Below are 23810 nucleotides of genomic sequence, written 5' to 3'. Positions count from 1 at the left end.
TATGGAAGAAGTTTTACACATAAAAAACGTCTCAAAAGTGTATGAAGGAAAAGTCCCTCATACTGCTTTGAAAAATATAAATTTACATGTAGATAAAGGTGAATTTGTTGCTATCATGGGGCCATCTGGTAGCGGTAAATCTACATTTTTAAACGTTATCTCTACAATTGATTCCCCTACTTCTGGTGATGTTGTGATTAACGGAAAAAAGCCGCACACATTTCGTAGAGAGAAGTTAGCTATTTTCCGCCGCCAAGAGTTAGGATTTGTTTTCCAAAACTTTAACTTACTAGATACACTAACAATCGGTGAAAATATCGTACTACCTTTAACTTTAGATAATGTCCCATTAAAAGAAATGGATGAAAAGCTTGATAATATTTCAAAAAAGCTTGGAATTGATCACATTTTGGACAAACGTATTTTTGAAGTTTCTGGAGGACAAGCACAGCGTACCGCAGTAGCACGTGCTGTTATTCATCATCCTTCACTTCTACTTGCCGATGAACCAACGGGAAACTTAGATTCCAAAGCAGCAATCGATGTAATGGAGTTATTTACGAAATTAAATAAAGAAGAAGATGCAACAATTTTAATGGTTACGCACGATCCGTTCGCAGCAAGTTATTGTAACCGCGTCATTTTCATTAAAGATGGAGAGCTTTACAATGAACTTCACCGCGGACTATATCGCGAGAAGTTTTATCAAGAAATATTAGATGTTTTAGCTTTATTAGGAGGAAGACGTGGATGACATTTTGGCAATTTGCATTTAAAAATGTCTCGCGTAATTCGAAAGCATATTTCGCTTATTTTGTAAGCAGCGCATTTTCTATCATGGTTTTCTTTTCATTTACTGTATATGCGTTCCATCCACGTTTACAAAGTGTACAAGGTTTTCAAGAACGAGATCCTCTTATGAATTCGGCTAGTACTGCACAGTTTATTATTGTTTTGTTCTCGTTCTTCTTTCTCTTATATTCAGTTGGATCATTTTTAAATGTACGAAAGCAACAATTCGGGATACTCACTATTCTTGGTATCTCACAAAGACAATTAAAAAGACTGTTATTTACTGAAAACATGATGATCGGGATACTGTCTATCTTTATCGGTATTCAAGGTGGCCTTGTATTTTCTAACTTCTTCTTATTAGTCACTTCGAAATTAACAGGTGCGAAAGGCCTCTATTTATATTGGCCAACCGAAGCGATTATCGTTACAACCGTAACGTTTATCATTTTATTTTTAATCGTTTCTACATTTACACCGATGTTTATTCGTACTCGTAAAACAGCGAAGCTCATTAAAGGTAACAAAAAAATGAAAGCTGAAAAAAGACCATCTATACTCATTTCTTTATTCGCTTTAATTTGTTTAGGGCTATGCTATTATATCGCCGGTTATCCACAAGGATATGTAACAGAAAAAAATGCCCAAAATGGATCTGTCTTCTTTATTATATTATCTATTTTGCCACTCGTAGTAGTCGGGACATATTTATTCTTTTCACAAACATTTCTTCTTTTCATCTATATTTTAAAGAAACGAAGAAAGTTTTATTTGAAACAAATAAATATGTTATGGATTTCAGATTTAGTTTCTCGTACCCGTAGTAATATTAATGTACTCTTTATTGTTTCTATGCTATCTGCACTTGCATTTACAATTATTATTGGTTTATTCGCTGCTAATAACAATACAACAGCATCGGTACTAGAACGATATCCCGTCCCCTTCACTTATACATCAGAAGGTGACAATTCCCTTGAACAAAAGCATATTACTACAATTGAAACTGAGCTTACAAATAGTAATTTTCAGTACAGAAAATATAAGTTTACAGTAGTAAAAGATACAGCTTCAAAAGAAGACATTATGCTTATGAAGATGAGTGATTATAACGCAATTGCTAAACAATTGAAAAGACCTAAAATAACACTTGATTCTACACAAGTTTATATTATTTCTCGCCACTCACCAGAGCTTTTAAATCTCGTATCTAATCCATTTGTAAAACAAAATACAATTACACTTGGATCTAATAAAAAAGAATTTCATATTAAAGGGTTTATTAATAAGGGAATAGAACCATCCTTTGCATTCCCACATTTAGCTGTCGTACAAGATTATGTATTTAATAATATGATTCCTCATATTGAAACAGCCGTAATCTATAACTACTTCGTAAAAGACTGGGAAAATGCAATCGTTCCAACAAAAAATATGTTACGTGTTATTGGTGATGATGCACGTGCGTTCTACGAAAAACATAGAGAAGAGACCGTGCAAGTTCCTTTCACCATATATACAGCTACTGATGAATTCATTTACGGTAAGAGAGATGCGATTGCTCAATTCTTTATTTGGGCGTTTCTCGGCTTTATTTTCTTTATAGGAGCGGCTAGTGTTTTATATTTCCGTATGTATAACGACTTAACAACTGAAAGACAAAAGTATATTACGATTACAAAACTTGGCTTAACAGAATCAGAAATGTTTCGTTCTGCAACGATTCAATTAGGAATATTATTTTTCGTTCCTTATATTGTCGCTGGTATTCATACAATATTCGCCATTAAGTTTTTACAAAGCATGTTTTCTTTCTCATTACTGAAAGAGACATGTATCGTACTCACTTTATTCGGGATTATTGAGATCATTTTCTTCTTCTTAATCCGTTCTCTGTACATTAATAAATTATCACAGCATATTAAAGTATGAATAAAATAACCTTGTGCAGTATGCACAAGGCTATTTTCAATAGTTTTTAATAATTAGCAGCAATATCCACCATAGCCGCCAGCGTAACCGCCGTAACCACCATAACCACAAGAACCGCCACCGCCGAAGCAGCTAGCACCGATGATGATTAATAAAATAAACAATACGATTAGAAGCGCAAAACCGCCGCCGCACCCATTTCTGCGGTTACAATCATCATGTCTGTGTTCACACTTTTCGCTCATTACTCTATTCCTCCTTTAGTATCATTCATAACAAGTTCACCTTGCTCTAAATGAGGGGATTCCATTTATAGTATGTTTTCAGGGCGAATAGGAAGCTTGGCTTATCTAAAAACGGGCTTGTTTTCAGAAATGGGCTTTATCAAAAAAAAAGATACCAATTAAGGTATCTTCTAAATAAACATATTTAATAAAAGCGCAAAACCAAATGCGATAAATGATAACAATGTCTCGAGTACCGTCCACGTTTTAAACGTTTCCTTCACCGTCAATCCTAAATACTCTTTTACAAGCCAGAACCCTGCATCATTTACGTGAGAAAACATTAATGATCCTGCACCCGTTGCAATAACGAGCAATTCTAAATTTACACCTGACATGTGCTGAATAACTGGTGAAACAATCCCTGCTGCTGTCGTTAATGCTACTGTCGCTGAACCTGTTGCAATTCGAATTAATCCAGCTACCATGAAAGCTAACACAATTGGTGACAACGATATATGTTCTGCCATTTGTGCAATCGCCGTTCCAACGCCGCTTTCAATTAGTATTTGTTTAAATCCACCGCCTGCACCAATAATTAAAATAATGGAACCGACCGGTAGTAAACTTTCATCCGTTAATTTTTTAATGACCTTTTTATTAATTCCTTGTCTAATTCCAAGTAAATAGAATGCTGCGAAACATGAAATAAGTAAAGCAATTACCGGACTCCCTATAAACACGAAAAATTCAGTCAACTTTTTCGGTAATGAAATATATGGTGCAACTACTGATAAAATCATTAAAACGACTGGTAGTAATATAATAAAGAATGAAACTTTACGACTCGGTAAATCAGTTGATACAGTCGTAACTCGAACGAGCTCTGGTTCATTTTCAGGTATAACTCTCTTATGTACCCACTTGGCAAATACCGGTCCTGCGATAATGGCTGTTGGTAACGCGATAATTAATGAATATAAAAGTACCTTTCCTAAGTTCGCGTTATAAATACCGATTGCTGTCATCGCCCCTGGATGTGGTGGCACGAGCCCGTGAACAATAGATAATCCAGCAATAACAGGTAACGCAATTAATAATATATTTTGCTTCGTCGTTTTTCGAATGGAAATAACAAGTGGTAATAAAATGACGATCCCCACTTCAAAAAATACTGGAATCCCTATAACAAATCCTGCAAATAACATAGCCCAAGGTAGTTTCTTCACACCGAAAAATCGAATAAAGAAGTCTGCCACTTGCATGCCGGCCCCTGAATCGGACATCATTTTTCCTAAAATTGTTCCGAGAGCTAAAATACCAACTAAATGCCCTAGTACACTACCAACACCAGTTTCATAGGCAGTCACTATTTTCGTTAAATTCAGTCCAGACATAATGGCTAAAAATAAACTAGCAACTGTTAAACTAATAAATGCATGCCATTTCCACCATGATACCCCTAAAATGACAATTGCGATTGCAAGTAACGTGACGATTAATAAGTATATATCCATATCTCATTCCCCTTACTTTTATCCCGTATTTGCAGACAGTAAACACCTAATTGGTGCGGGATGAATCCAATTAAAGTTTCACTTTATAAAAAAGAGGGCAAATACCCTCTTTTTTATACGTCATAATTCACTACATAATGCTGCATTTCTGTATTGTAGTAGCCTTCGCTATATTCAATTACTTCGCCAACTTCATCGTAAGAATAGCGCATACGTTTTAATAGCGCTGTCCCCTCTTTTTCGCCTAACGCTTCTGCAACGAAACTAGGAGCGGCACCAACTGCGAATTCATCTCTGAAGTTTTCTAAATGTATACCTCGGTCTTCCACTAAATCGTAAAGCGATTGTAAGTCAAAATCCGATAAATCTGTACTTGCCATATGTCCTGAGAAATAGTGCGTATAATGAATGTACGGTGCATCATTTAACGTATATAAACGTTCAATGCGAAAACTCTCTTTACCGAATAATCGAAATGGCACTGTTCCTTCTTCATTATGAACGATTTCTGCTTTTAGCAATTTCTTCTGTACTTTATATCCTTCTTCCACTAACACTTCTGTAAATTTCTTACCTTTTGACAATTTTGTCGCAGAAGTATTACGGATGACTTTCGTTCCTTTACCACTTTTCTTTTCCAAATACCCTTCTTGAGCGAGCTCTTTAATCGCATTACGCACTGTAATTTTACTCACTTTGAACTCTTCTTCTAACTGCGGTTCAGAAGGAATATTCGTATGAATCGCATATACACCATGCAATATTCGATCACGAATAATATTTTTTATTTGTAAATATAATGGTCCTTTTTTTCTCGTTACGTTCACCGTTACACCCACTACCTTTCTACATCACCTACTGATGCCGTCATTGCACGAAGTATATCCTTCTCTGATGACATTGGCGTATCACCGACGATTGTATGTGCAAGCATTCCAGCTGCTGACGCAAATGAAACAGCTTTCTCTGGTGCAAACTCTTCTATCTCGCCATGAATAATCCCGCTCGTATAAGCATCTCCAGCACCTATTCTATCATATACAGAAAACGTAAGTGTTTTTGCAAAAGTGAACGCACCATCTTTACATATAAACCCGCGAAGCGAGTGTGTATTATCGCTATTAATAGAGCGATGTGTACCAGCAATTGTAGCGATATGATATGTTTCAGCAACCTTTGGAATAAGATCAACAAGTTGCGCCTCTCGCTCTGTCTTTTCTGTTTTCATTCCAAGAACAAACATCGCATCTTTTTCGTTCATCATAACGATATCAGCAAGAGCCAGCATTTCTTCATAATGCGGTTTCGCCTGCTCATATCCGTCTTCTCCCCAAAGAGATGGACGATAGTTGCAATCAAAAACGACAGTGCCTCCGTTTTCTTTCACTGCTTTCCCTAAAGATTTCATATGATGGCGCACCGTATCATTCATCGCAAGTGTAATGCCGCAAAAATGAACGATATCAATTTCCTTTGCGATTTCTTCAAATTGATACATTTCTGCACATGCCGTATTGAAACTACTTTCTAATCGATTCGAATATGTAACGCGGCTTGCACGTGCCCCAAATCCATTTTCCAAAAAGTACATGCCGACATATTTACCACCTCTTGAAACAAGTGAGGTTTGCACACCTAACTTTTGAATGTAAGATAATGCCGCATCCCCAACCGAATTTTCCGGTAAAGTTGAAATAAGAAGCCCTTCATGCCCGAGATGAGAAAGTGCTGCTGCCACGTTCACACCTGTACCAGAAAATGAGTAATTTAATGTGTTAGCTTGCGATAACAATTCATATCCTGGTACTTGCAGGCGCATCATTACTTCGCCAAATGCTGCAATTTTCTTACGCATTTTGATCAACTAACTTCTTCACGACTGCTAATAATTCACGAACATCTTCTACTTTCGTATTACCGGTTTCCTTATCAATAATAGAAGAGTATACGTGCGGGATCACTTGCTCTACATTTGCTTCAAGCGCAATACGTACAATTGTTTCAAAGTTTTCTTTATCAATTCCGCCTGTTGGCTCTAATGCAAATCCTTCTTCCGCACAAGCTTTCGCAACTGCGCGATATTCTTCTTCATGAGCTAAACCTTTCATTGGGAAGTATTTCAATGAATTTCCACCCATATCACGTACAAGTGCGATTGCTGTTTTAATTGGAACGATTGCTTTTTCTTCCCCAGCTGCACTAATTGGACCAGTAGAAATATTTACGTACCCTACTTTTCCTGTTGGCGATACTAAACTATTAATCCAGCTATCTTTTCCGCCAAGATTTGCACGTGTCGCTCCAACCGAAGGGAACACTTGATTAATATGGCTACCAGGATAATGCTTCGCAATTTCAGCTACAACTGCTGCTTGGCGATTATCTCCTGCTCCTAGTCCGATTGATACAGCATCATCAATTTCTTTTCCGTATGCTTTCATCGCTGTAACTGCTTCTTCTACAGTTGGATAATCCTTTGATAAAACACCCACTACTACATAACCTTCTGCTACTTCAAAAATATCTTTCGCGTTTTCGATATTGTTCGCTAATACATTTAATGCTACGCGGCCTTTATAAAAACGTTTTTGAATGTTTGTCATTTTAGTTTCCCCCTACAATTTCTCTCAATTTTTCTTCAATCACATGTATATCATCACCTTGAAGTGGACGTGGATCAATATCAAAGAATCCTTGTCTTACTCCGTAATCACGTGTGTAGATTGCAATTTCCCCTTCGCGTAATGCTGTCACAACGTCTTTTGCCGATTTATTTAACTCTTTTTCGTTAATATGAATACGTGCTCTAAAGATCGCTCTTCCTGCTTCATCTTGAACAATTGTTACATTTACACCGTTTAATTCTTTTAGTGGCATAAGTACTTGTAATAACTCTTTTTCTTGTTCACTTTTATCTTCTTTTACTCCGTACTCATCAAGCGCTTGAAGTAAACCGAAAGTTGTTTCTTTCCCAACTTTCATACTTCTTCCGATGCAATGTAATTGCACCTTCAGCCACTCAATATATTTTCGTTTCCCGCCAACAATACCAGAAGTAGGTCCTTCAATTGCCTTTGAACCGCTATAAATGGCAAGGTCTGCATACTTCACATATTTTTGAATATCTTCTTCAGCTGCCGCATCGACGATAAGTGGTACGTTATTTCGCTGCGCAACTTCCCATGCTTCTTCAACAGAAATCATATTTTTTTGCACGGCATGATGGGATTTCACATAAAGAATCGCTGCTGTATTTTCACCAATCGCATCTTCAATATGCTCTGCTTTCCCTTCATTTGCGTAGCCAACTTCTACAAGCTTTCCTCCGCCTAAATAAATCATCGTTTCAACTGGAGCACCGTATTGAACGTTATGACCTTTTAACATGATCACTTCGTTTTTCGCGATTACTTCTTGATGAAGTCTTTCACTTTTACGGCGATTTCCTTCTGTAACGATACCAGCGATAGAAAGTGCAATTCCGCTCGATGCTGAATTTACAACGACTGCTGCCTCTGAATCTAGAATTCTCGCAATATGGTCTCCCGCTTTATCTACTAAATCAGCAATTTCTACATAATTTTGTCCACCATGTTTCATCGCATCCATAACTGTATCTGTAGGAGCGGATACACCTAAAATACTCATTCTACCGCTCGCATTAATCACTCTTTTTAATCCGTACTTAGCATTCAATGAATGACCCATTGATTACAACCCCTTTCGTATCAATTCTTCTTTCAGCAATGCGCTGATCCCCTTCTGAATCAATTAACGTAACCGGTTCATCTTTCACCGTAAATAAAGTTAAGTTTGCAATATCGCCTTCTTGAATACGGCCAAGCTCTGGTTTTTTCAGCCACTCTGCCGCATGTTTCGTCACCGCATCAATTACTTCTCCTAGCGGATAGCCTAAGTAAAGGAATTTCGAAAGAACGTGAGCCATACTATACACGGGACCGTGTATACGATTCTTTCGGTAAATATCTGTACTAATTGTATTAAAAGCAATATCGTGACGCTTCGCCGCTTCTGCTATTTTAAAAGAAAAACTAGCATTACCATGACCAACATCTAAATGAACACCTCGCTTCACTGCATCTAGTAATACAGGTAGCGGTTTGCCTTCTTCATCAAATAAATTATTTTCTTTCCCGTTTAAGTAATGTGTAATCACATCATCTTTTTCTAAAAGAGGTACAACTTCCTCTATGCGAGGAGGGGCTGAACCGATATGTACCATAATCGGTAATGATGTTTCACGGGATAAAGAGCGTGCAACATGAAGCGGTTCAATTCCACTATCACAAACGACACTTTTACTCATTCTCGCCTTTAACCCAACGATTACATCTTTATACTTTTCTACTGCTTCTATTACTTTCTCTTTATCTATCCATTCCATGTTGGATAATTCATCAATTCGTTTCAAACCGATGCGAGAAATATTTAAAAAGGCAAATAAATTCGTTTTTGCCTGCTCTCTACTTTTTACTAAATCTGCAATGCGATCAGCTCCGCAGCTACCCGCATCAACAATTGTCGTTACCCCTTGCTTAACACCAATTTCATCTACCTCATCGCCATACGGATCAAACTCTGGAAAAGCGTGAACGTGTAAATCAATCCAGCCACTCGATACGTAAGTACCAGAGTAATCAAGAACCTTTCCACCCTCACCAGCACCAGCTTTCGTCACCTGTGCGATTTTATTATTTTCAATTACAATGTCAATCTCTTCCCCGTTCACACGTTTCACATTACGTAGTACGAATCGTTCTGTCATTGTATTTCCACCCTTTTCTATAAGAAGCCATAAGAATACGCTTACATTAAAGTTTCATTTTATATCTCTTTCACACGTTTAGCGTAACACAAAAAAAGGGAGAAGTAAATATAACGTTATAATGTTTAAAAGTGAAATAAAAGATGCCCCTCAAAATAATGATAGTTTAGGAAATTATATTAACGATTCGACAAGACATATCGATTTACTGACAAAAAAAACAATCCCTTTCTTATATACGAAAAGGCTGCTCCAAAAGGGAACAGCCTCTTTATCTATTCCTGAACCGTCACAATAACCCCATCCATATTATTCCCTGAAATTTCATACTGCTTATTTACCGGAACACTCACTTTCATGTTTCCGGACACTTTATAATAAGAAACCGTATATTTCTTACCTTCCACATCCGTTGTGATTTCTTTTTTCTCTTTTAAGAAGTCTAAGTATTCCTCTAGTGTAATTTTCTTTTTTTGCATAATCGCACTATGAGGTAAGCCGACATAACGTATATGCCACGGCTCATATTGAATGCCTGTAATATCGCTTTTATTTTTCGGATAGCGTAAAACAAAGCCGTGCTTCCATACATTCTCTTCAATCCACTTTCCTTCAGGCGCTTTCTCCATTTTCTTTTGCGTAGATCCAACGTCCAGTGATAATCCTAAATTATGTTCACTGTATCCTGCTGGAAGTGCATAGTCAGAGCCCATTTTTTCATATAACTTTTCTTGCTCTTTAAAATCTCGATATCCGCTATTCATTAAGAAATGCTGCACGCCATCTTTTCCAGCTGCATCGACAACGTTCAAAAACTTGCTCACAACATCCTTTGATAAGCGAAGATTTCTATCAAATATGACGTAACCTCTTACTAATTCACTATTATGATTTACATTTATAATATCGGATCTAATACTATTTTTTTTAACGGGGTAATCTTTATTAACTAATAATAGATTCCCTTTATAAACTTGTTCTTTTGTAATCTCTATATTTTCAGTATTCGCAGCTCTTACCTTATTATCTTTTTCTGCAACTTTAACATCGATCTCTTTTTGAAATAATGGTGATATATAAAAGCCTACGCAGACTGTACATAGTATAAAAAGAGAAATAAATACCCACTTTTTCATCTCTAGTTCCTCCTTAACGTAACTTACGTATAGAATAGAAAAAACTATTAAAATAAAAAGTGGGGTAAAGTTTAAATTTTTATTAAATTGCTTCGCTCTCTTCTTTTGGCAACCTTACCTCAAATATCGTTCTAATCACATTACTTTCAGCAGAAATCGTCCCGTCATGCTGCTCAACAATATTTTTCGCAATAAATAGCCCAAGGCCTGTACCACCTTGTTGCTCTGATCTTGCCTTATCACCTGTATAAAACATATCAAAAAGATACGGTAAATCTTCTTCCGGAATGCTGTCTCCGTAATTAATAATTTGTACGACTACCTCTTCACCTTCAATATATCCGTTCACATCAACAAACTTTCCATCATACCCGTAGCGAATCGCATTCGTTAAAAGATTTTCAAATACCCTCGCTAATAATTTCCCGTCACCGTTAATAGGTAATTGCGGCGTCATATTCAATCTCGCTTCTAATTCCTTCTTTTCTAATAACGGATATAATTCTTCGTCTAACTGAATAAGCAGTTCACCTATATCAATTGGTCTTTTTTCCAGCTTCAGCATCCCATAATTCATTCTTGTGATTTCAAATAATTCATCAATTAAACTTTCCAGCCTTTCAGATTTCGTAAAAGCAATTGTGGAAAAGTGTTTAATTTGTTCCTTCGTCAAATTCTCATCTTTAAGAATTAAATCTAAATAACCTAAAACGGACGTTAACGGCGTTCTCAAATCGTGAGCTAAGTTAACAATGAGCTGGTCTTTACTACTTTCCGCAAAGTCTCCCCGTTCCACTGCTTCCTTTAACTTTTCACTCGCTACATTAATTTCGCTTGCAATATATCCAAACTCATCATTTGATGAAACGCGAACTTCATTTGTAAAATCCCCGTTCGCCAAATGGTGAATCCCGTTTGAAATCTCATCAAAATATTTTACATAAGGCCTAGTAAGAAAGAAGAAAAACATAATGGACAGAGGAATGAAAATAATTAAAAAGAAATTAATATCCCCGATTTGTCTTACCATTGACCGAACTTGGGCTAATGGATCCTCAAAACGAACGACTAATTTATAATAGATCCGTAATCCTTCATAAATGATATATGTTACGCCACCAGCTAATACCATACTTAACGCAAATAGCATAACCATCTTCGAGCGAAAACTTTTCATCTTTTTAGCCATTGAAAGTATAACCTACCCCCCACACTGTTTTTATTAACTTATCTTTTCTTTTATCTTCCCCAAGTTTTTTCCTCAACGTACGAATATGTACCATAACTGTATTTCCACCTTCATAATAATCATCTGCCCATACGTGCTGAAAAATATTTTCCACATTGTACACTTTCTTCGGATGACTCGCTAATAAATATAAAATATCGAACTCTTTCGGTGTTAACTCAATTTGTTCTCCGTACACGTTCACTGTTCTTCGTTCAGGATCAATAATAACTCCGCCTACCTCTAAAGCAGATTTGCTCTCCGCTACTTTCGGTTGATTTAATGTAAGAAATCGGCGTAATTGTGCATTTACACGTGCGACTAATTCAATCGGCGTAAAAGGTTTCGTCATATAATCATCTGCGCCTAATACTAAACCTGTCACCTTATCAAAATCAGACGTTTTCGCACTTAAGAAAATGATTGGCATATGGTGTTTCGCACGAATTTGGCGCGTCACTTCATAGCCATCTATTTTCGGCATCATAATATCTAAAACCACTAGAGCGATTGGCTGCGTTTCAATAATATGAATTGCCTCTTCTCCATCAGCTGCTTTCACAACGTGGTAGCCTTCTTTTTCTAAATGTATCTCAATTAAATCGGCAATTTCTGCCTCATCATCCGCTATTAAAATTGAAATGCGCTTCATTTTACTCCCCCTTTATACGCTCGATTGTAAACTAGTCTATCCAATTTGTACAATACGAAAAAGCTACTCATTTGAGTAGCCTTAGTAAATGAAATTATATCGACGATTTTCCAATTATATCGAACACAACTTGAATTATATCGGCGATTTTCCAATTATATCAACCGTAACTCGAATTATATCAGCGATTATTGAATTATATCGACTTACCGACAATTAAAGACAAAATCCTCTCGCTATTTGCGGACATCCTGATTAAAGATTCAATTCATCGCTCAAAAACAATCCGCCGCTTCGTTATTTCTTCCAATCTTCCGCGGTCAACTTCATACTCAGCATCAACGCTTTGCGGTACAATCACTTTCCCGCCCTCAAGCATCACTGTCGGCGAAATAATATCCTTCTCCCAATGTCTACTAGAAGCAGATATATCGCCTGGAATCGTAAAGTTCGGCAATGAGGCAAGCGCAACATTTTGCGCTCGTGAAATCCCCATCTCTACCATACCACCGCACCAAACTGGTATGTTATGCTCCATACAATAATTATGAATTTGAACCGATTCTGTTAATCCGCCTACTCGCCCTGGTTTAATATTAACGATTTGGCAGCTGCCAAGTGTAATCGCAACGCGCGCGTCTTCTAAACTATGGATGCTTTCGTCTAAACAAATCGGCGTCTCAATTTTCTTTTGTAACTGTGCATGATCAAGAAAATCGTAATCTGCTAGCGGTTGCTCAATCATCATTAATTGGAATTCATCTAGTCGTTTTAGACTCTCCGTATCCGCTAATGTATACGCTGAATTCGCATCAGCCATTAACGGGATATGCGGAAACTCTTTACGTATTTCTTTCAATAATTCGTAATCATGTCCCGGTTTTATTTTCACTTTAAAACGCTCGTATCCTTCTTCTGCGTACTTCTCAATTTGTTTTAACATAACCGGAATCGTATTGATCCCAATTACAACACCGACTTCAATTTCAGTCCTAGTTCCGCCAAGCAATGTCGCTAACGATTTCTTTTGACGCTTCGCATATAAATCCCAAACAGCCCCTTCAATTCCGGCCTTTGCCATTCGGTTTCTTTTTATATGCTGAAACAAACTCGGTATTTCATTCGGATGAGAAATTTCAGCCTTTAATAAATCAGGTAATAAAAAGTCTCGCAGTACATGCAGCGCTGTCTTCACTGTTTCTTCCGTGTACCATGGTTCAGAAAAAGCAACGACTTCACCAAATCCAATGTATCCGTCCGTATCTTCTAATTCAATGACGATACTCTCACGCGTTTCATACGTTCCGTAGCTTGCAGCAAACGGGATTACAAGTGGCATTTCCGTTATATAAAGTGTCGCTTTTTTTATCTCCACCTACATCTCCTCCACTAATTGTCTTAACTCTCGTCTTAACAATTTTTTCGAGGCGTTTCTTGGTAATTCCTCTAAGAAACATGCTTTCTTCGGCACCTTATATTTCGCTAATTTCTCCTCGCAAAAATGAAGAATTTCTTCTTCTGTTACCTCTCCGCTTTTTACAACAAAAGCAGCGGGAACTTGTCCCCATTTATCGTCAGTCATACCGACAACACCAGCTTCCGCTACCATCGGATGAGAAAGTAACACTTCTTCAATTTGGGCCGGGTATATATTCTCTCCACCAGAAATAATTAAATCACTGCGTCGATCTAATACGTATAAAAATCCTTCTTCATCTAAATAACCGAGGTCACCAGTATGAAGCCATCCGTTTTGAATTGTTTCGCGCGTCGCATCTTCACGGTTAAAATAACCACCTGTTACGTTCGGTCCTTTTACTACGATCTCGCCTTCTACTAACGGCGGCACTACTACGCCATCTTTTTCAATACGAAGTTGGCACTGAAATAGTGGTTTTCCAGCTGACCCTACTTTCGTTAACATGTAATCTGCAGATAACGTACAAATTTGGGACGACGTTTCTGTCATACCGTACGTTTGATACACAGGAATTCCTTTATCTACACACGTTTCAAGTAACGGTTTCGGGGCTGGTCCTCCGCCAAGTAACATGCATCGTAAAGAAGATGGATATGTCCCTTCTCCAAGTCTTTTTAATAAATCAGTTAACATTTTTGATACGACAGAAATAATCGTAACGCCTCTCGTTTGAAGTGCAGTATGAATAAAATCTGCATCATATTTCGGAACGAGTAAAATGCGCATTCCGTACATAATGTTTTTCATTAAAAGGGAAAGACCGCCAACGTGGAACATCGGCATACAAGCTAACCAGCAATCATCATCACGAAGACCTAAATTAAGCGAAGAACCAACCGCGCTTGCCCAGTGATTGCCGTACGTTAAAATAACGCCTTTCGGTTTCCCTGTCGTCCCAGACGTATAAATAATTGTCATCGCTTCTTCTAAAGAGAATTCTTCTTGTATAGATGCTTCCGCCTTTGGTCCATTCATCACTTCAGCGAATGAATAGACGGGAACAGCTTTAGCATCAAAATCTTGATCCGTCACTAAACAAATAACTTCAGCATCATCCATTTGCCAAAGTAGCTCTTCTCTTGAAAGACGCGTATTTAAAAGTACAGCTACTGCACCTACGTAAGATAGGGCGTGAATAACTGTAATCATCTCCATACCATTTTTCATCAGAACAGCCACCTTTTGCCCATGCTTCACTCCTACATGCGTGAGGTGTTCACAAACAGATACTACTTTTTCATGCAGCTGCACGAAAGTAACTTTCTCTTCCTCTATTTCAATTGCAGTGCGGTCTGGTGTTAAAAATGCACGTTGCTTTAACCAATTTGGCATAGTTTTCATCATACATTCTCCTTTCATGAAAGAAAGAGACTTGATATGACATCAAGTCTCTTAGTTGTTTTGTTTCCGGTTTGATCTCATTTAGCTACAGCAGCTAGAATGTTCGGCGGCTTCGCTTCCGCTTTTGGTTTCATCCAGCTGCGCCTCCTAGCCCCTTCCGTCTAAGAACCTTCCGCACGAGAAAGTAAAGTACACTTTCTGTGCGAAAGAACCTTAGCCTACGAGGCTAAACAGTCGGCTCCGCTTTTAAAACATCCAGCTACAGTAGCTAGAATGTTCGGTGGCTTCACTTCTTCCTACGAGGCAAAAAGCGCCTCTACGTCAGAAGCTCCATCCCCCTCACATTCTGAACGAGCTACTTTCGCTTTTGATCAAGGGAAACGAGGGAATTGACCGAAGTCCGGACTGCGTTTTTCTTTGAACGCGTCACGACCTTCTTTTGCTTCGTCAGTTGTGTAGTACAATAACGTTGCATCTCCAGCTAATTGTTGAATACCAGCTAGACCGTCTGTGTCTGCGTTGAATGCAGCTTTTAGGAAACGAAGTGCCATTGGGCTGTTTGCTAAGATTTCTTGTGCCCATTGTACTGTTTCTGCTTCAAGTTGTTCTAATGGTACTACTGTATTTACTAAGCCCATATCAAGCGCTTCTTGTGCGTTATATTGACGGCATAGGTACCAAATTTCGCGAGCTTTCTTGTGGCCTACCATACGAGCTAAGTAACCAGCTCCGTATCCACCGTCAAAGCTTCCTACTTTAGGACCTGTTTGTCCGAATACAGCGTTGTCTGCAGCGATTGTTAAGTCACATACGATATGAAGTACGTGTCCACCACCGATTGCATAACCTGCTACCATTGCGATAACTGGTTTAGGAATTGCGCGAATTAGACGTTGTAAGTCTAATACGTTTAAACGAGGGATTTGGTCGTCACCTACATATCCACCATGACCGCGAACTTTTTGGTCGCCGCCAGAACAGAATGCACGTCCACCTTCACCTGTTAAAATGATAACGCCAACATTTGCATCATCACGAGCGTGTGCAAAAGCGTTGATTAACTCCATTACCGTTTTAGGACGGAATGCGTTATGTACTTCAGGGCGGTTAATCGAAATTTTTGCGATACCATTGTATGTTGAATAAATAATATCTTTGTAATTGCCTTCTTTTACCCATTCAATAGCCATTACAACTACCTCCTTGTATATTTCTGATCTCCTCTATAAGTGTAGCTTCCTTCTTAGATGAAAAAGCATCACTGCATAGTTTTTAGAAATCCCTTTACTATTGTATCAAACTTTTCCGGTTGTTCCACATGAATTGCATGGCCAGCACCATCAATTTTGACAAATTTCGCGTCAGAGACGCATTTTTCGATGTTTTTTAATATGCGAAAGAACTTTTCATCGTGCTCCCCGTTCATTAAAAGAACAGGCATTTTTAAGTTTTGTAGCTCGTCCCACCATGAAGGCTGAGCCCCAGTTCCCATGCCGCGCAAACTATTTGCAAGTCCTTTTGTATTGTTAGCAAGTCGTTCTTTTCGCACTGCTTCTTGTACGTTTTTTGCTAAACTTTTTTGCGTTTCAAATAGCGGAATATTTTCCCACATTGATACAAAATTTCCGATGCCTTCTCGCTCAATTTTATCGGCAAGTTGCTCATCTTTTTCACAGCGTTGTTTTTTAGCCCCTTCACTTTCAAGCCCAGCTGTACAATTTTCTAACAAAAGAGAATGTACATATTCTGGATATAGACATGCCATCGTAATTGCCAGTCTACCGCCCATTGAATAGCCGAGTATGTGCGCTTTTTCAATATGAAGATAATCTAGTAGTTCTTTCATTTGCAATGCTACATTTCGAATATCATAATGCGTCACATCTTCAGGACTTTCCGTTTTCCCGTGCCCAACAATGTCTACTAAAATGACTTGAAATTGCTCGCTCCAAGAAGGAACGAAAGAACGCCACGTTTCCATGCTTCCCGTAAAACCATGAAGAAGTAGAAGTGGTTCCCCGCTTCCGACTACTTCATATTCATACGATACACCTTGCAGTGTTACGTTCATTTTGATTCACCTTGCAACGATGTAGTAATTACATCCTGTGTTTTTGCCCATAATTTACGATGCAACGTTAAGTTTTCATCACGGTTCGTACAAATTTCTACAACGTGTAAACCTTCCGCCCTTGTTCCTTTTTGTACCTCTTCTCGGAATTGCTCCCAACCATTTACACGACTAAATGAACCGCCATACATTTTGACAACATGTTCATAATCAAGCCCAATCGGTGTTCCAAATAAAGATTCGAAGTGTTCCTTTTTCTCATATTGTGGTAAGAATGAGAAAATACCGCCACCATCATTATTTACAACAACAATCGTTATATTTAATTCGTGTAATTTTGCTGCTAATAATCCGTTTAAATCGTGATAGAATGATAAATCACCGATCACTAGTACGAGCGGATCGCAAATCATGCTCGCTCCTAAAGCTGTCGAAATGATTCCATCAATCCCATTTACACCGCGGTTTGCCATCACTTGAATATTTTTATCCGATGTGAAGAAGAATGAATCTGTATCACGAATTGGCATACTATTACTCGCAAATAACGTTGCCCCTTCTGGTAATACACGGACAATATCCGTAATAACTTTCCCTTCAAATGCAGTATCATATGTTTCCATTTCACGAAGCGTTTCCTTCGTTTTTTCGTTTATATGTTGCCACATTCCGAACCAATCATTCTTTTTCATAACTGGCATTTTTTCTATTAGTGCCCTGCAAAATGCAATATCACTTGCCTGTACAACTTCTGTCGCAACGAGAGCTGGATCTCTCCATTGTCCAGATTCGTCAACAACGATATGAACAGCTTTCGTTTGTTTTTTGATGAACTGCGTTAATGCTTTTGAAACAGGCATACCACCAAAGCGAATCATAACCTCTGGTTTCCACGTTTCCTTTAACAGTTCGTTTCGTAAAAATGTATCGTAACAATCGATCACCATCGTTTTATCGTGGTGTCCGCTACGGATGTTAGAAAGTGGGTCCGCTAATATTGGATATCCCGTTTTTTCAGCTAGTTGCGTTGCAAACGCTGCGATTTCTGAATGACTATCATCTCCACAAATAATAAGCCCCTTTTCCATATGTGAAAGGCGCCCTACAAGAGAATCTACATATTCACTCGGCATCGTCACGTTCCCTTGCTGAACTACTCCTGTATATTCCCCGCGTCCTTTATCCCATAAACTTTCTAACGAAAAGTCTGGGATAAGCGGTTCACGAACTGGAAAATTAAGATGAACAGGTCCTTGCGGCGCTAAAAGTGCGCTTGCTATCGTGCGCTGCGTCGTCATGCGAGCGTAATGATACATTGCTTCACTCGCTTCTGGAAGTGCCATCTCTGTAAATTGCTTCACAAATGTACCGTATAAATTAATTTGATTCATCGCTTGTGGTGCACCGACGTCTCTTAATTCATGCGGTCTATCTGCCGTTAAGACGATAAGCGGCACTCGTGAATGAAAAGCTTCACATACAGCTGGATAATAGTTCGCTGCAGCCGTTCCTGACGTACATAATAATGCAACTGGACGTTTTTTCGCCTTTGCGATACCGAGCGCAAAAAATCCTGCAGATCTTTCATCTACATGTAAATATGTGTTCATTCCTTCATGTTGTTCCATTAGTAAAGCAATCGGCGTTGACCGTGAGCCTGGACTAATAACAACATCACATACATTTAGACGCGTCAGTTCATCCACGAACGCGCCTAAATAATATGATAATGCTTCTATATGATTATTCATTTCATTAATTCCTCCAAAGCACCAAGCATCGGTCTAAACTTCAAACTTGTTTCTTCATATTCAAGTTGCGGTACTGAATCAATTACAATCCCGCAACCGGCAAATAAGGATGCTTTCTCGCCATTTAATAATCCGCAGCGAAGTGCAACCGCAAATTCACCATTTCCTTCATCATCTATCCAGCCAATTGGTGCACCATATAATCCTCTGTCTAACAATTCAACATCACGAATCAGTTTCATCGCTTCCAAACGAGGCGTCCCGCCAAGAGCTGGTGTTGGATGTAATTCTTCTACCATTGTTAAAAGACTCGCATCGCCTTTTGCTTCTACAGGCGTATATAAATGAATTAAGTTTTTCGTTGTTAATAAGCCCGGACTTTCCGGAATATTAACAGATTCGCAGTGCTCATTTAATACCGATCTAATCATGTTCACAACATAACCGTGTTCAGCTAAATTCTTTTCATCATGAAGAAGCGCATTACTATTTCGTTTACTTTCTTCTATAGATTGACCATGACCAGTTGAACCAGCAAGACACATCGAAGTAAACTTCTCATCTTCTTTGCGAATTAATCTCTCTGGCGTCGCTCCTAAGAAGCATGCTCCTTTATAATCAAAAGAAAATACGTAACAATCCGGTTGCCCAATGCGAAGTGCTTCTAAAACAAGAGCAGAATCAATATGATGATTCATCTCTACTTTTAACTCCCTCGCTAATACAACCTTCTGTACGTTCCCCTGCTTCATTTCATCTTGCACTTTCTCAATGGCCTTCATCCAGCCTTTCGGATCCACTTCTACTTTAGAAGTAACAGTTAATTTCGATCCTTCTAATGCACATTTGCTCTCCACAAAAATTTTCTCTTCTAAAGAAACAATTTCATTATAAAGAGTTTCTGCACAATCTGTTGCTGAAACGAATGTATTCATTGTTAACCATGCTTTTTCATTTTTTACAGTTAATAAAAATGCTGGTAGTGAAAATGTCGTATCCTCAAATTCTTTCCATAAATCCGTTTTCTCTTTTTCTTGGTCAAATGAAAACCCACCAAATAAAAGAGGACCTGTTCCAAACTCGTATCTCTCTCTTTGTACAAATGCTTTCTCTTTTACTTTATCCCACTCATCACGGGCAGTTTGAAAGCGTTTGTGAGAAGCAGTTGCTATAGTGAAAACAGAGCCAATTCCAGCAAATATTACATGCTGAGCTGGGTCTGCAAAATAACATCTATTTTCGAATGCAATCCTTTTTCCTGCTGCATAAAACAGAAGGGGATCCATCCAGTCTATTTGTTTTACAAAACTAACCAATATTTTTTCATCAGTTGCATGCTTAATGGCTGCACTCAGAACTTCTTGCAAGCCTTTTTGTTTCGTTTGAATCACAATTGTCTCCCCCCTATGGGCGAAAAATAGTCATAATTACGCTTGATTTTAAGATACACCTCAAACGAAAGGCCTGTCAACGTTTAGCATTTCTGAGAAATTCACCTTCTCTTCCTAGAAAATAAACGTTGACACTAAATGATGCTTTTTCTACACTTAGTTGTGTACAATATGTGACCAAAGGAGGATTCAACATGGAAATGAACGTCGAAACGAATTCCTCTCCTACGGCGCCAAAGCCAAGCAAGCAAACAGGCTGGCGCATTTGGTGGAGTTTACTACGTCCCCATACATTAACAGCAGCTTTCGTTCCTGTTTTCATCGGAACAGCCTATGCAATGCAGGTCGGAGGTATAAATCAAATACATCTCCCTCTTTTCCTTATAATGCTTCTTGCTTGTCTTCTCATTCAGGCAGCAACAAACATGTTTAATGAATACTTTGATTATAAAAGAGGACTTGATCACGAAGGTTCAGTTGGTATCGGCGGCGCTATCGTTCGCGATGGCATTCAGCCAAAAACAGTGCTTAACTTAGCATTTGGATTTTTCGGCATCGCAATACTATTAGGTGTTTATATTTGTATGAATTCTAGCTGGTGGCTTGCTGCAATCGGTCTTGTTTGTATGGCCGTTGCTTACCTTTATACGGGTGGCCCACTTCCCATTGCCTATACACCATTTGGAGAGCTAACAGCCGGATTATTTATGGGTGTTATCATTATTGGGATTTCATTCTTTATTCAAACTGGAACTGTAACATCAGAAGTCATTTTATTATCTATTCCAAGCTCCATTTTAATTGGTGCCATTTTACTTGCTAATAACATTCGTGACTTAGATGGCGATAAAGAAAATGGCCGTAAAACGTTAGCCATTCTCGTTGGACGTGAAAGAGCGGTTGGTGTACTTGCTTCTATGTTCATCGTTTCCTACATTTGGACAATTGCTTTAATTATCGTGGGCATCGTATCACCATGGATGCTTATCGTATTTTTAAGTGCACCGAAAGCATTTAAAGCGACGAAAGGCTTTATCGGCAAAAGCATTCCAATGGAAATGGTACCTGCAATGATTGCAACAGCAAAAACAAATACAATCTTCGGTCTCTTAATGGGAATCGGATTATTACTTGGATATTTCCTTTAAAAGGAGCTGCTAACGCGGCTCCTTTTTCATATACCAATTTCAGCTCATAATTCCTACTCGCAACGCTCATACTATGTAAAGAAACTGAATTGTAGGAAGGTGGACGACTATGTTAACTCCACAACAAATAAATCAATTTAAATCCGTTTTAGAAAAGCAAAAGCAAGAGCTAGAACAAACGATACAAACACATGAAAATGAAGATCGTGCATCTGAACGCGAGTCTGTTGGAGAATTATCTAGCTATGATAACCATCCGGCTGATATGGCAACAGAGCTATATGAACGCGAAAAAGACTTCGGACTTATTGAACTTTGGCATAAACAGCTTGAGGATACGAAACATGCCCTGCAAAAAATAGAAGCGGGTACGTACGGCATTTGCGAAGTGTCTGGTGAAGAAATTCCGTTTGAAAGATTAGAAGCAATGCCGACTGCTACAACATGCATCCAGCACACGACAAATAAATTAAATATGAATACACGACCAGTCGAAGAAGAAGTGTTATCTCCTTCATTTCACAAACGTGATGAAGATCATTCTGTAGGGTACGATGCTGAGGATTCATGGCAAGATGTTGCCAATTACGGAACATCCGAAACACCAGCAGATTTAGAAAGACGAGATTCGAAAAACTATAATGGCATGTACGTAAATAGTGAGGAAAATGTTGGATACGTAGAGGATTTTGAAAACTTTATCGGTACGGATATGTATGGAAAAAATCCGCAAGTTTTCGCTACGGAAGAGCATGAAGAATATGAACAAATGCTTGATGACTTTGAAGAGCGTACGTTTAAGGGCGAACTATCTTCAAATGAGTCGAGTTCCAAAGAATAAAAAAAAAGCATTCCGAAAATCGGAATGCTTTTTATCGCTAGCTAATTAGTTTTTTGTAACGTTAGCAGCTTGTGGTCCACGGTTACCTTCAACGATTTCGAAAGAAACTTCTTGACCTTCTTCTAAAGTTTTGAATCCGTCACCTTGGATAGCTGAGAAGTGAACGAATACATCGTCTCCACCTTCAACTTCGATGAAACCGAAACCTTTTTCGCTGTTAAACCATTTAACTTTACCTGTTTGCATGTCATGTACCTCCTAAATAAAAATGAAACTATGAATCCACATGAAAAGGTGGATATAAAGGACATGAATGTATAACAAGCTTACAGCCTTTAATTCAACGTGCTTTATTTCCGTACCACATTATGTAGCTCAATAGTGATTTCACTATATCACGCTATATCCAAAACGTCAAATGAGAACACTTTCATTCCACCATTTTTTTATAATTTTAATATAATGTTGAATTTCCATATTCATATTTTATCCCGCCATTTGCAGACAGCTCAATTGGTGGGAGCTGATAATCAGTTTCGATGCTCCCACTTTATTAAAAAATTAACAAAACTAAAGTATTCTAATCCTGTTAAATTCTGTACAATATAAGTATCTATTACATACGAGGTGAAAAAAATGAGAGCACACGAAATCGAGTATAAGTTATACGGCGATGATATGCAGTTTGTTGAAATTGAGTTAGATCCAGAAGAAAGCGTGATTGCAGAAGCTGGCGCAATGATGATGATGGAAGATTACATAGAAATGGAAACAATCTTCGGTGATGGTTCTGGCCCATCTGGAGGTTTATTCGGAAAATTAATGGGCGCTGGTAAGCGTCTCGTTACAGGTGAAAGCATGTTTATGACTGTATTTACAAATACAGGTCACGGCAAGCGCCACGTATCATTTGCTGCCCCTTATCCAGGTAAAATTGTTCCTGTAGATTTAACAGAATATCAAGGAAAAGTAGTTTGTCAAAAAGATGCATTTCTTTGTGCAGCAAAAGGCGTTTCTATCGGAATCGAGTTTACGAAAAAAATCGGAACTGGTTTCTTCGGCGGTGAAGGTTTCATCATGCAGAAACTCGAAGGTGATGGACTTGCTTTCATGCATGCAGGCGGAACTGTATATAAGCGTGAACTAAAACCTGGCGAAAAACTTCGCATCGATACAGGTTGTCTCGTTGCTATGACAAGAGATGTTAACTACGATGTCGAGTTCGTTGGAAAAGTGAAAACAGCTCTATTTGGCGGCGAAGGTTTATTCTTCGCAACGTTAGAAGGACCTGGAACAGTTTGGATTCAGTCCTTAACACTTAGCCGCTTAGCAGCTCGCCTAACAAGCCCAGCAGCTCAAAGCAGCGGTGAAGGTAGCGTTTTAGGTGGACTTGGTCGTTTATTAGATGGAAAAGAGTAAACAGTGCCCTTATGGGGCGCTGTTTTATTTTTGCATGATTCGCCCATAAGTCGATATAGTTTCATCCACTGATTTAAATAAGCATACAAATTATTCCCCTA

At 38.4% G+C, this 23810-nt stretch carries 22 protein-coding genes; 5 read left to right on the top strand and 17 right to left on the bottom strand.

The window, feature by feature from the left end; genetic code table 11:
* Window position 1 precedes the first annotated feature (1 nt).
* Window positions 2-754: an ABC transporter ATP-binding protein gene (locus ACUXEY_RS25005; protein WP_000393250.1), complete on the top strand. Its 753-nt coding sequence runs from the start codon at window positions 2-4 to the stop codon at window positions 752-754.
* Window positions 751-2724 carry an FtsX-like permease family protein gene (locus ACUXEY_RS25000; protein ID WP_461301827.1) on the top strand — a complete coding sequence of 658 codons (1974 nt, stop codon included), beginning with the start codon at window positions 751-753 and terminating at the stop codon, window positions 2722-2724. The genes ACUXEY_RS25005 and ACUXEY_RS25000 overlap by 4 nt, the downstream gene beginning before the upstream one ends.
* Before the next feature lie 53 nt (window positions 2725-2777).
* Here the strand turns inward: ACUXEY_RS25000 and ACUXEY_RS24995 are convergent, their stop codons facing one another.
* The 16 genes from ACUXEY_RS24995 to ACUXEY_RS24920 form a co-directional block, all read right to left on the bottom strand.
* On the bottom strand, window positions 2778-2969 hold the full coding sequence (locus ACUXEY_RS24995) for a YjcZ family sporulation protein (protein ID WP_001290406.1): 192 nt from the start codon (window positions 2967-2969) through the stop codon (window positions 2778-2780).
* Between the two features lie 170 nt (window positions 2970-3139).
* Entirely contained in the window at window positions 3140-4465 is a 1326-nt protein-coding gene (gene gntP / locus ACUXEY_RS24990) for a gluconate permease GntP (RefSeq protein ID WP_144612110.1), read from the bottom strand.
* Window positions 4466-4578: 113 nt separating this feature from the next.
* Window positions 4579-5304, bottom strand: coding sequence for a GntR family transcriptional regulator (locus ACUXEY_RS24985; RefSeq protein WP_461301826.1), 726 nt, complete (start codon window positions 5302-5304; stop codon window positions 4579-4581).
* Window positions 5304-6320: a sugar kinase gene (locus ACUXEY_RS24980; RefSeq protein ID WP_376907395.1), complete on the bottom strand. Its 1017-nt coding sequence runs from the start codon at window positions 6318-6320 to the stop codon at window positions 5304-5306. The genes ACUXEY_RS24985 and ACUXEY_RS24980 overlap by 1 nt, the downstream gene beginning before the upstream one ends.
* Complete coding sequence (gene dagF / locus ACUXEY_RS24975) at window positions 6313-7068, bottom strand: 2-dehydro-3-deoxy-phosphogluconate aldolase (RefSeq protein WP_461301825.1); 756 nt, start codon at window positions 7066-7068, stop codon at window positions 6313-6315. Before dagF ends, ACUXEY_RS24980 begins: the two co-directional genes overlap by 8 nt.
* A 1-nt stretch (window position 7069) precedes the next feature.
* Window positions 7070-8173: a DgaE family pyridoxal phosphate-dependent ammonia lyase gene (locus ACUXEY_RS24970; RefSeq protein WP_000510103.1), complete on the bottom strand. Its 1104-nt coding sequence runs from the start codon at window positions 8171-8173 to the stop codon at window positions 7070-7072.
* Complete coding sequence (locus ACUXEY_RS24965) at window positions 8151-9251, bottom strand: amidohydrolase/deacetylase family metallohydrolase (RefSeq protein WP_461301824.1); 1101 nt, start codon at window positions 9249-9251, stop codon at window positions 8151-8153. The genes ACUXEY_RS24970 and ACUXEY_RS24965 overlap by 23 nt, the downstream gene beginning before the upstream one ends.
* A 275-nt stretch (window positions 9252-9526) precedes the next feature.
* Window positions 9527-10387, bottom strand: coding sequence for a M15 family metallopeptidase (locus tag ACUXEY_RS24960; protein WP_144612105.1), 861 nt, complete (start codon window positions 10385-10387; stop codon window positions 9527-9529).
* An 82-nt stretch (window positions 10388-10469) separates the two neighbouring features.
* A complete protein-coding gene (locus tag ACUXEY_RS24955; protein WP_078420332.1) occupies window positions 10470-11576 on the bottom strand; it encodes a HAMP domain-containing sensor histidine kinase in 1107 nt (368 codons plus the stop codon).
* On the bottom strand, window positions 11569-12267 hold the full coding sequence (locus ACUXEY_RS24950) for a response regulator transcription factor (RefSeq protein WP_461301823.1): 699 nt from the start codon (window positions 12265-12267) through the stop codon (window positions 11569-11571). Before ACUXEY_RS24950 ends, ACUXEY_RS24955 begins: the two co-directional genes overlap by 8 nt.
* Before the next feature lie 268 nt (window positions 12268-12535).
* A complete protein-coding gene (menC, locus tag ACUXEY_RS24945; protein ID WP_461301822.1) occupies window positions 12536-13642 on the bottom strand; it encodes an o-succinylbenzoate synthase in 1107 nt (368 codons plus the stop codon).
* Entirely contained in the window at window positions 13643-15088 is a 1446-nt protein-coding gene (locus ACUXEY_RS24940; protein ID WP_461301821.1) for an o-succinylbenzoate--CoA ligase, read from the bottom strand. It abuts the gene before it with no gap.
* Window positions 15089-15459: 371 nt separating this feature from the next.
* Complete coding sequence (menB, locus tag ACUXEY_RS24935; RefSeq protein WP_461301820.1) at window positions 15460-16278, bottom strand: 1,4-dihydroxy-2-naphthoyl-CoA synthase; 819 nt, start codon at window positions 16276-16278, stop codon at window positions 15460-15462.
* 68 nt (window positions 16279-16346) lie between these two features.
* Window positions 16347-17159, bottom strand: a complete 813-nt coding sequence (gene menH / locus ACUXEY_RS24930) for a 2-succinyl-6-hydroxy-2,4-cyclohexadiene-1-carboxylate synthase (protein ID WP_461301819.1) — start codon at window positions 17157-17159, stop codon at window positions 16347-16349.
* Entirely contained in the window at window positions 17156-18910 is a 1755-nt protein-coding gene (gene menD / locus ACUXEY_RS24925; protein ID WP_166703481.1) for a 2-succinyl-5-enolpyruvyl-6-hydroxy-3-cyclohexene-1-carboxylic-acid synthase, read from the bottom strand. Before menD ends, menH begins: the two co-directional genes overlap by 4 nt.
* Window positions 18907-20301, bottom strand: coding sequence for an isochorismate synthase (locus tag ACUXEY_RS24920; RefSeq protein WP_166703482.1), 1395 nt, complete (start codon window positions 20299-20301; stop codon window positions 18907-18909). Before ACUXEY_RS24920 ends, menD begins: the two co-directional genes overlap by 4 nt.
* Before the next feature lie 194 nt (window positions 20302-20495).
* Between ACUXEY_RS24920 and ACUXEY_RS24915 the strand changes: the two genes are divergently transcribed.
* Window positions 20496-21449, top strand: a complete 954-nt coding sequence (locus tag ACUXEY_RS24915) for a 1,4-dihydroxy-2-naphthoate polyprenyltransferase (RefSeq protein WP_000425740.1) — start codon at window positions 20496-20498, stop codon at window positions 21447-21449.
* A gap of 109 nt (window positions 21450-21558) precedes the next feature.
* Window positions 21559-22290 carry a yteA family sporulation protein gene (locus tag ACUXEY_RS24910; protein WP_461301818.1) on the top strand — a complete coding sequence of 244 codons (732 nt, stop codon included), beginning with the start codon at window positions 21559-21561 and terminating at the stop codon, window positions 22288-22290.
* A 45-nt stretch (window positions 22291-22335) separates the two neighbouring features.
* Here the strand turns inward: ACUXEY_RS24910 and cspD are convergent, their stop codons facing one another.
* Window positions 22336-22536, bottom strand: a complete 201-nt coding sequence (cspD, locus tag ACUXEY_RS24905) for a cold-shock protein CspD (RefSeq protein ID WP_001193054.1) — start codon at window positions 22534-22536, stop codon at window positions 22336-22338.
* A 390-nt stretch (window positions 22537-22926) separates the two neighbouring features.
* Between cspD and ACUXEY_RS24900 the strand changes: the two genes are divergently transcribed.
* Window positions 22927-23709, top strand: a complete 783-nt coding sequence (locus ACUXEY_RS24900) for a TIGR00266 family protein (protein ID WP_166703483.1) — start codon at window positions 22927-22929, stop codon at window positions 23707-23709.
* The last annotated feature ends 101 nt before the right edge of the window (window positions 23710-23810 follow it).

Source organism: Bacillus sp. F9_6S_D1_P_5 (assembly GCF_054823925.1).
The sequence above is the reverse complement of the archived record's forward strand: the minus strand, read 5'-3'. Positions and strand labels throughout refer to the sequence as shown.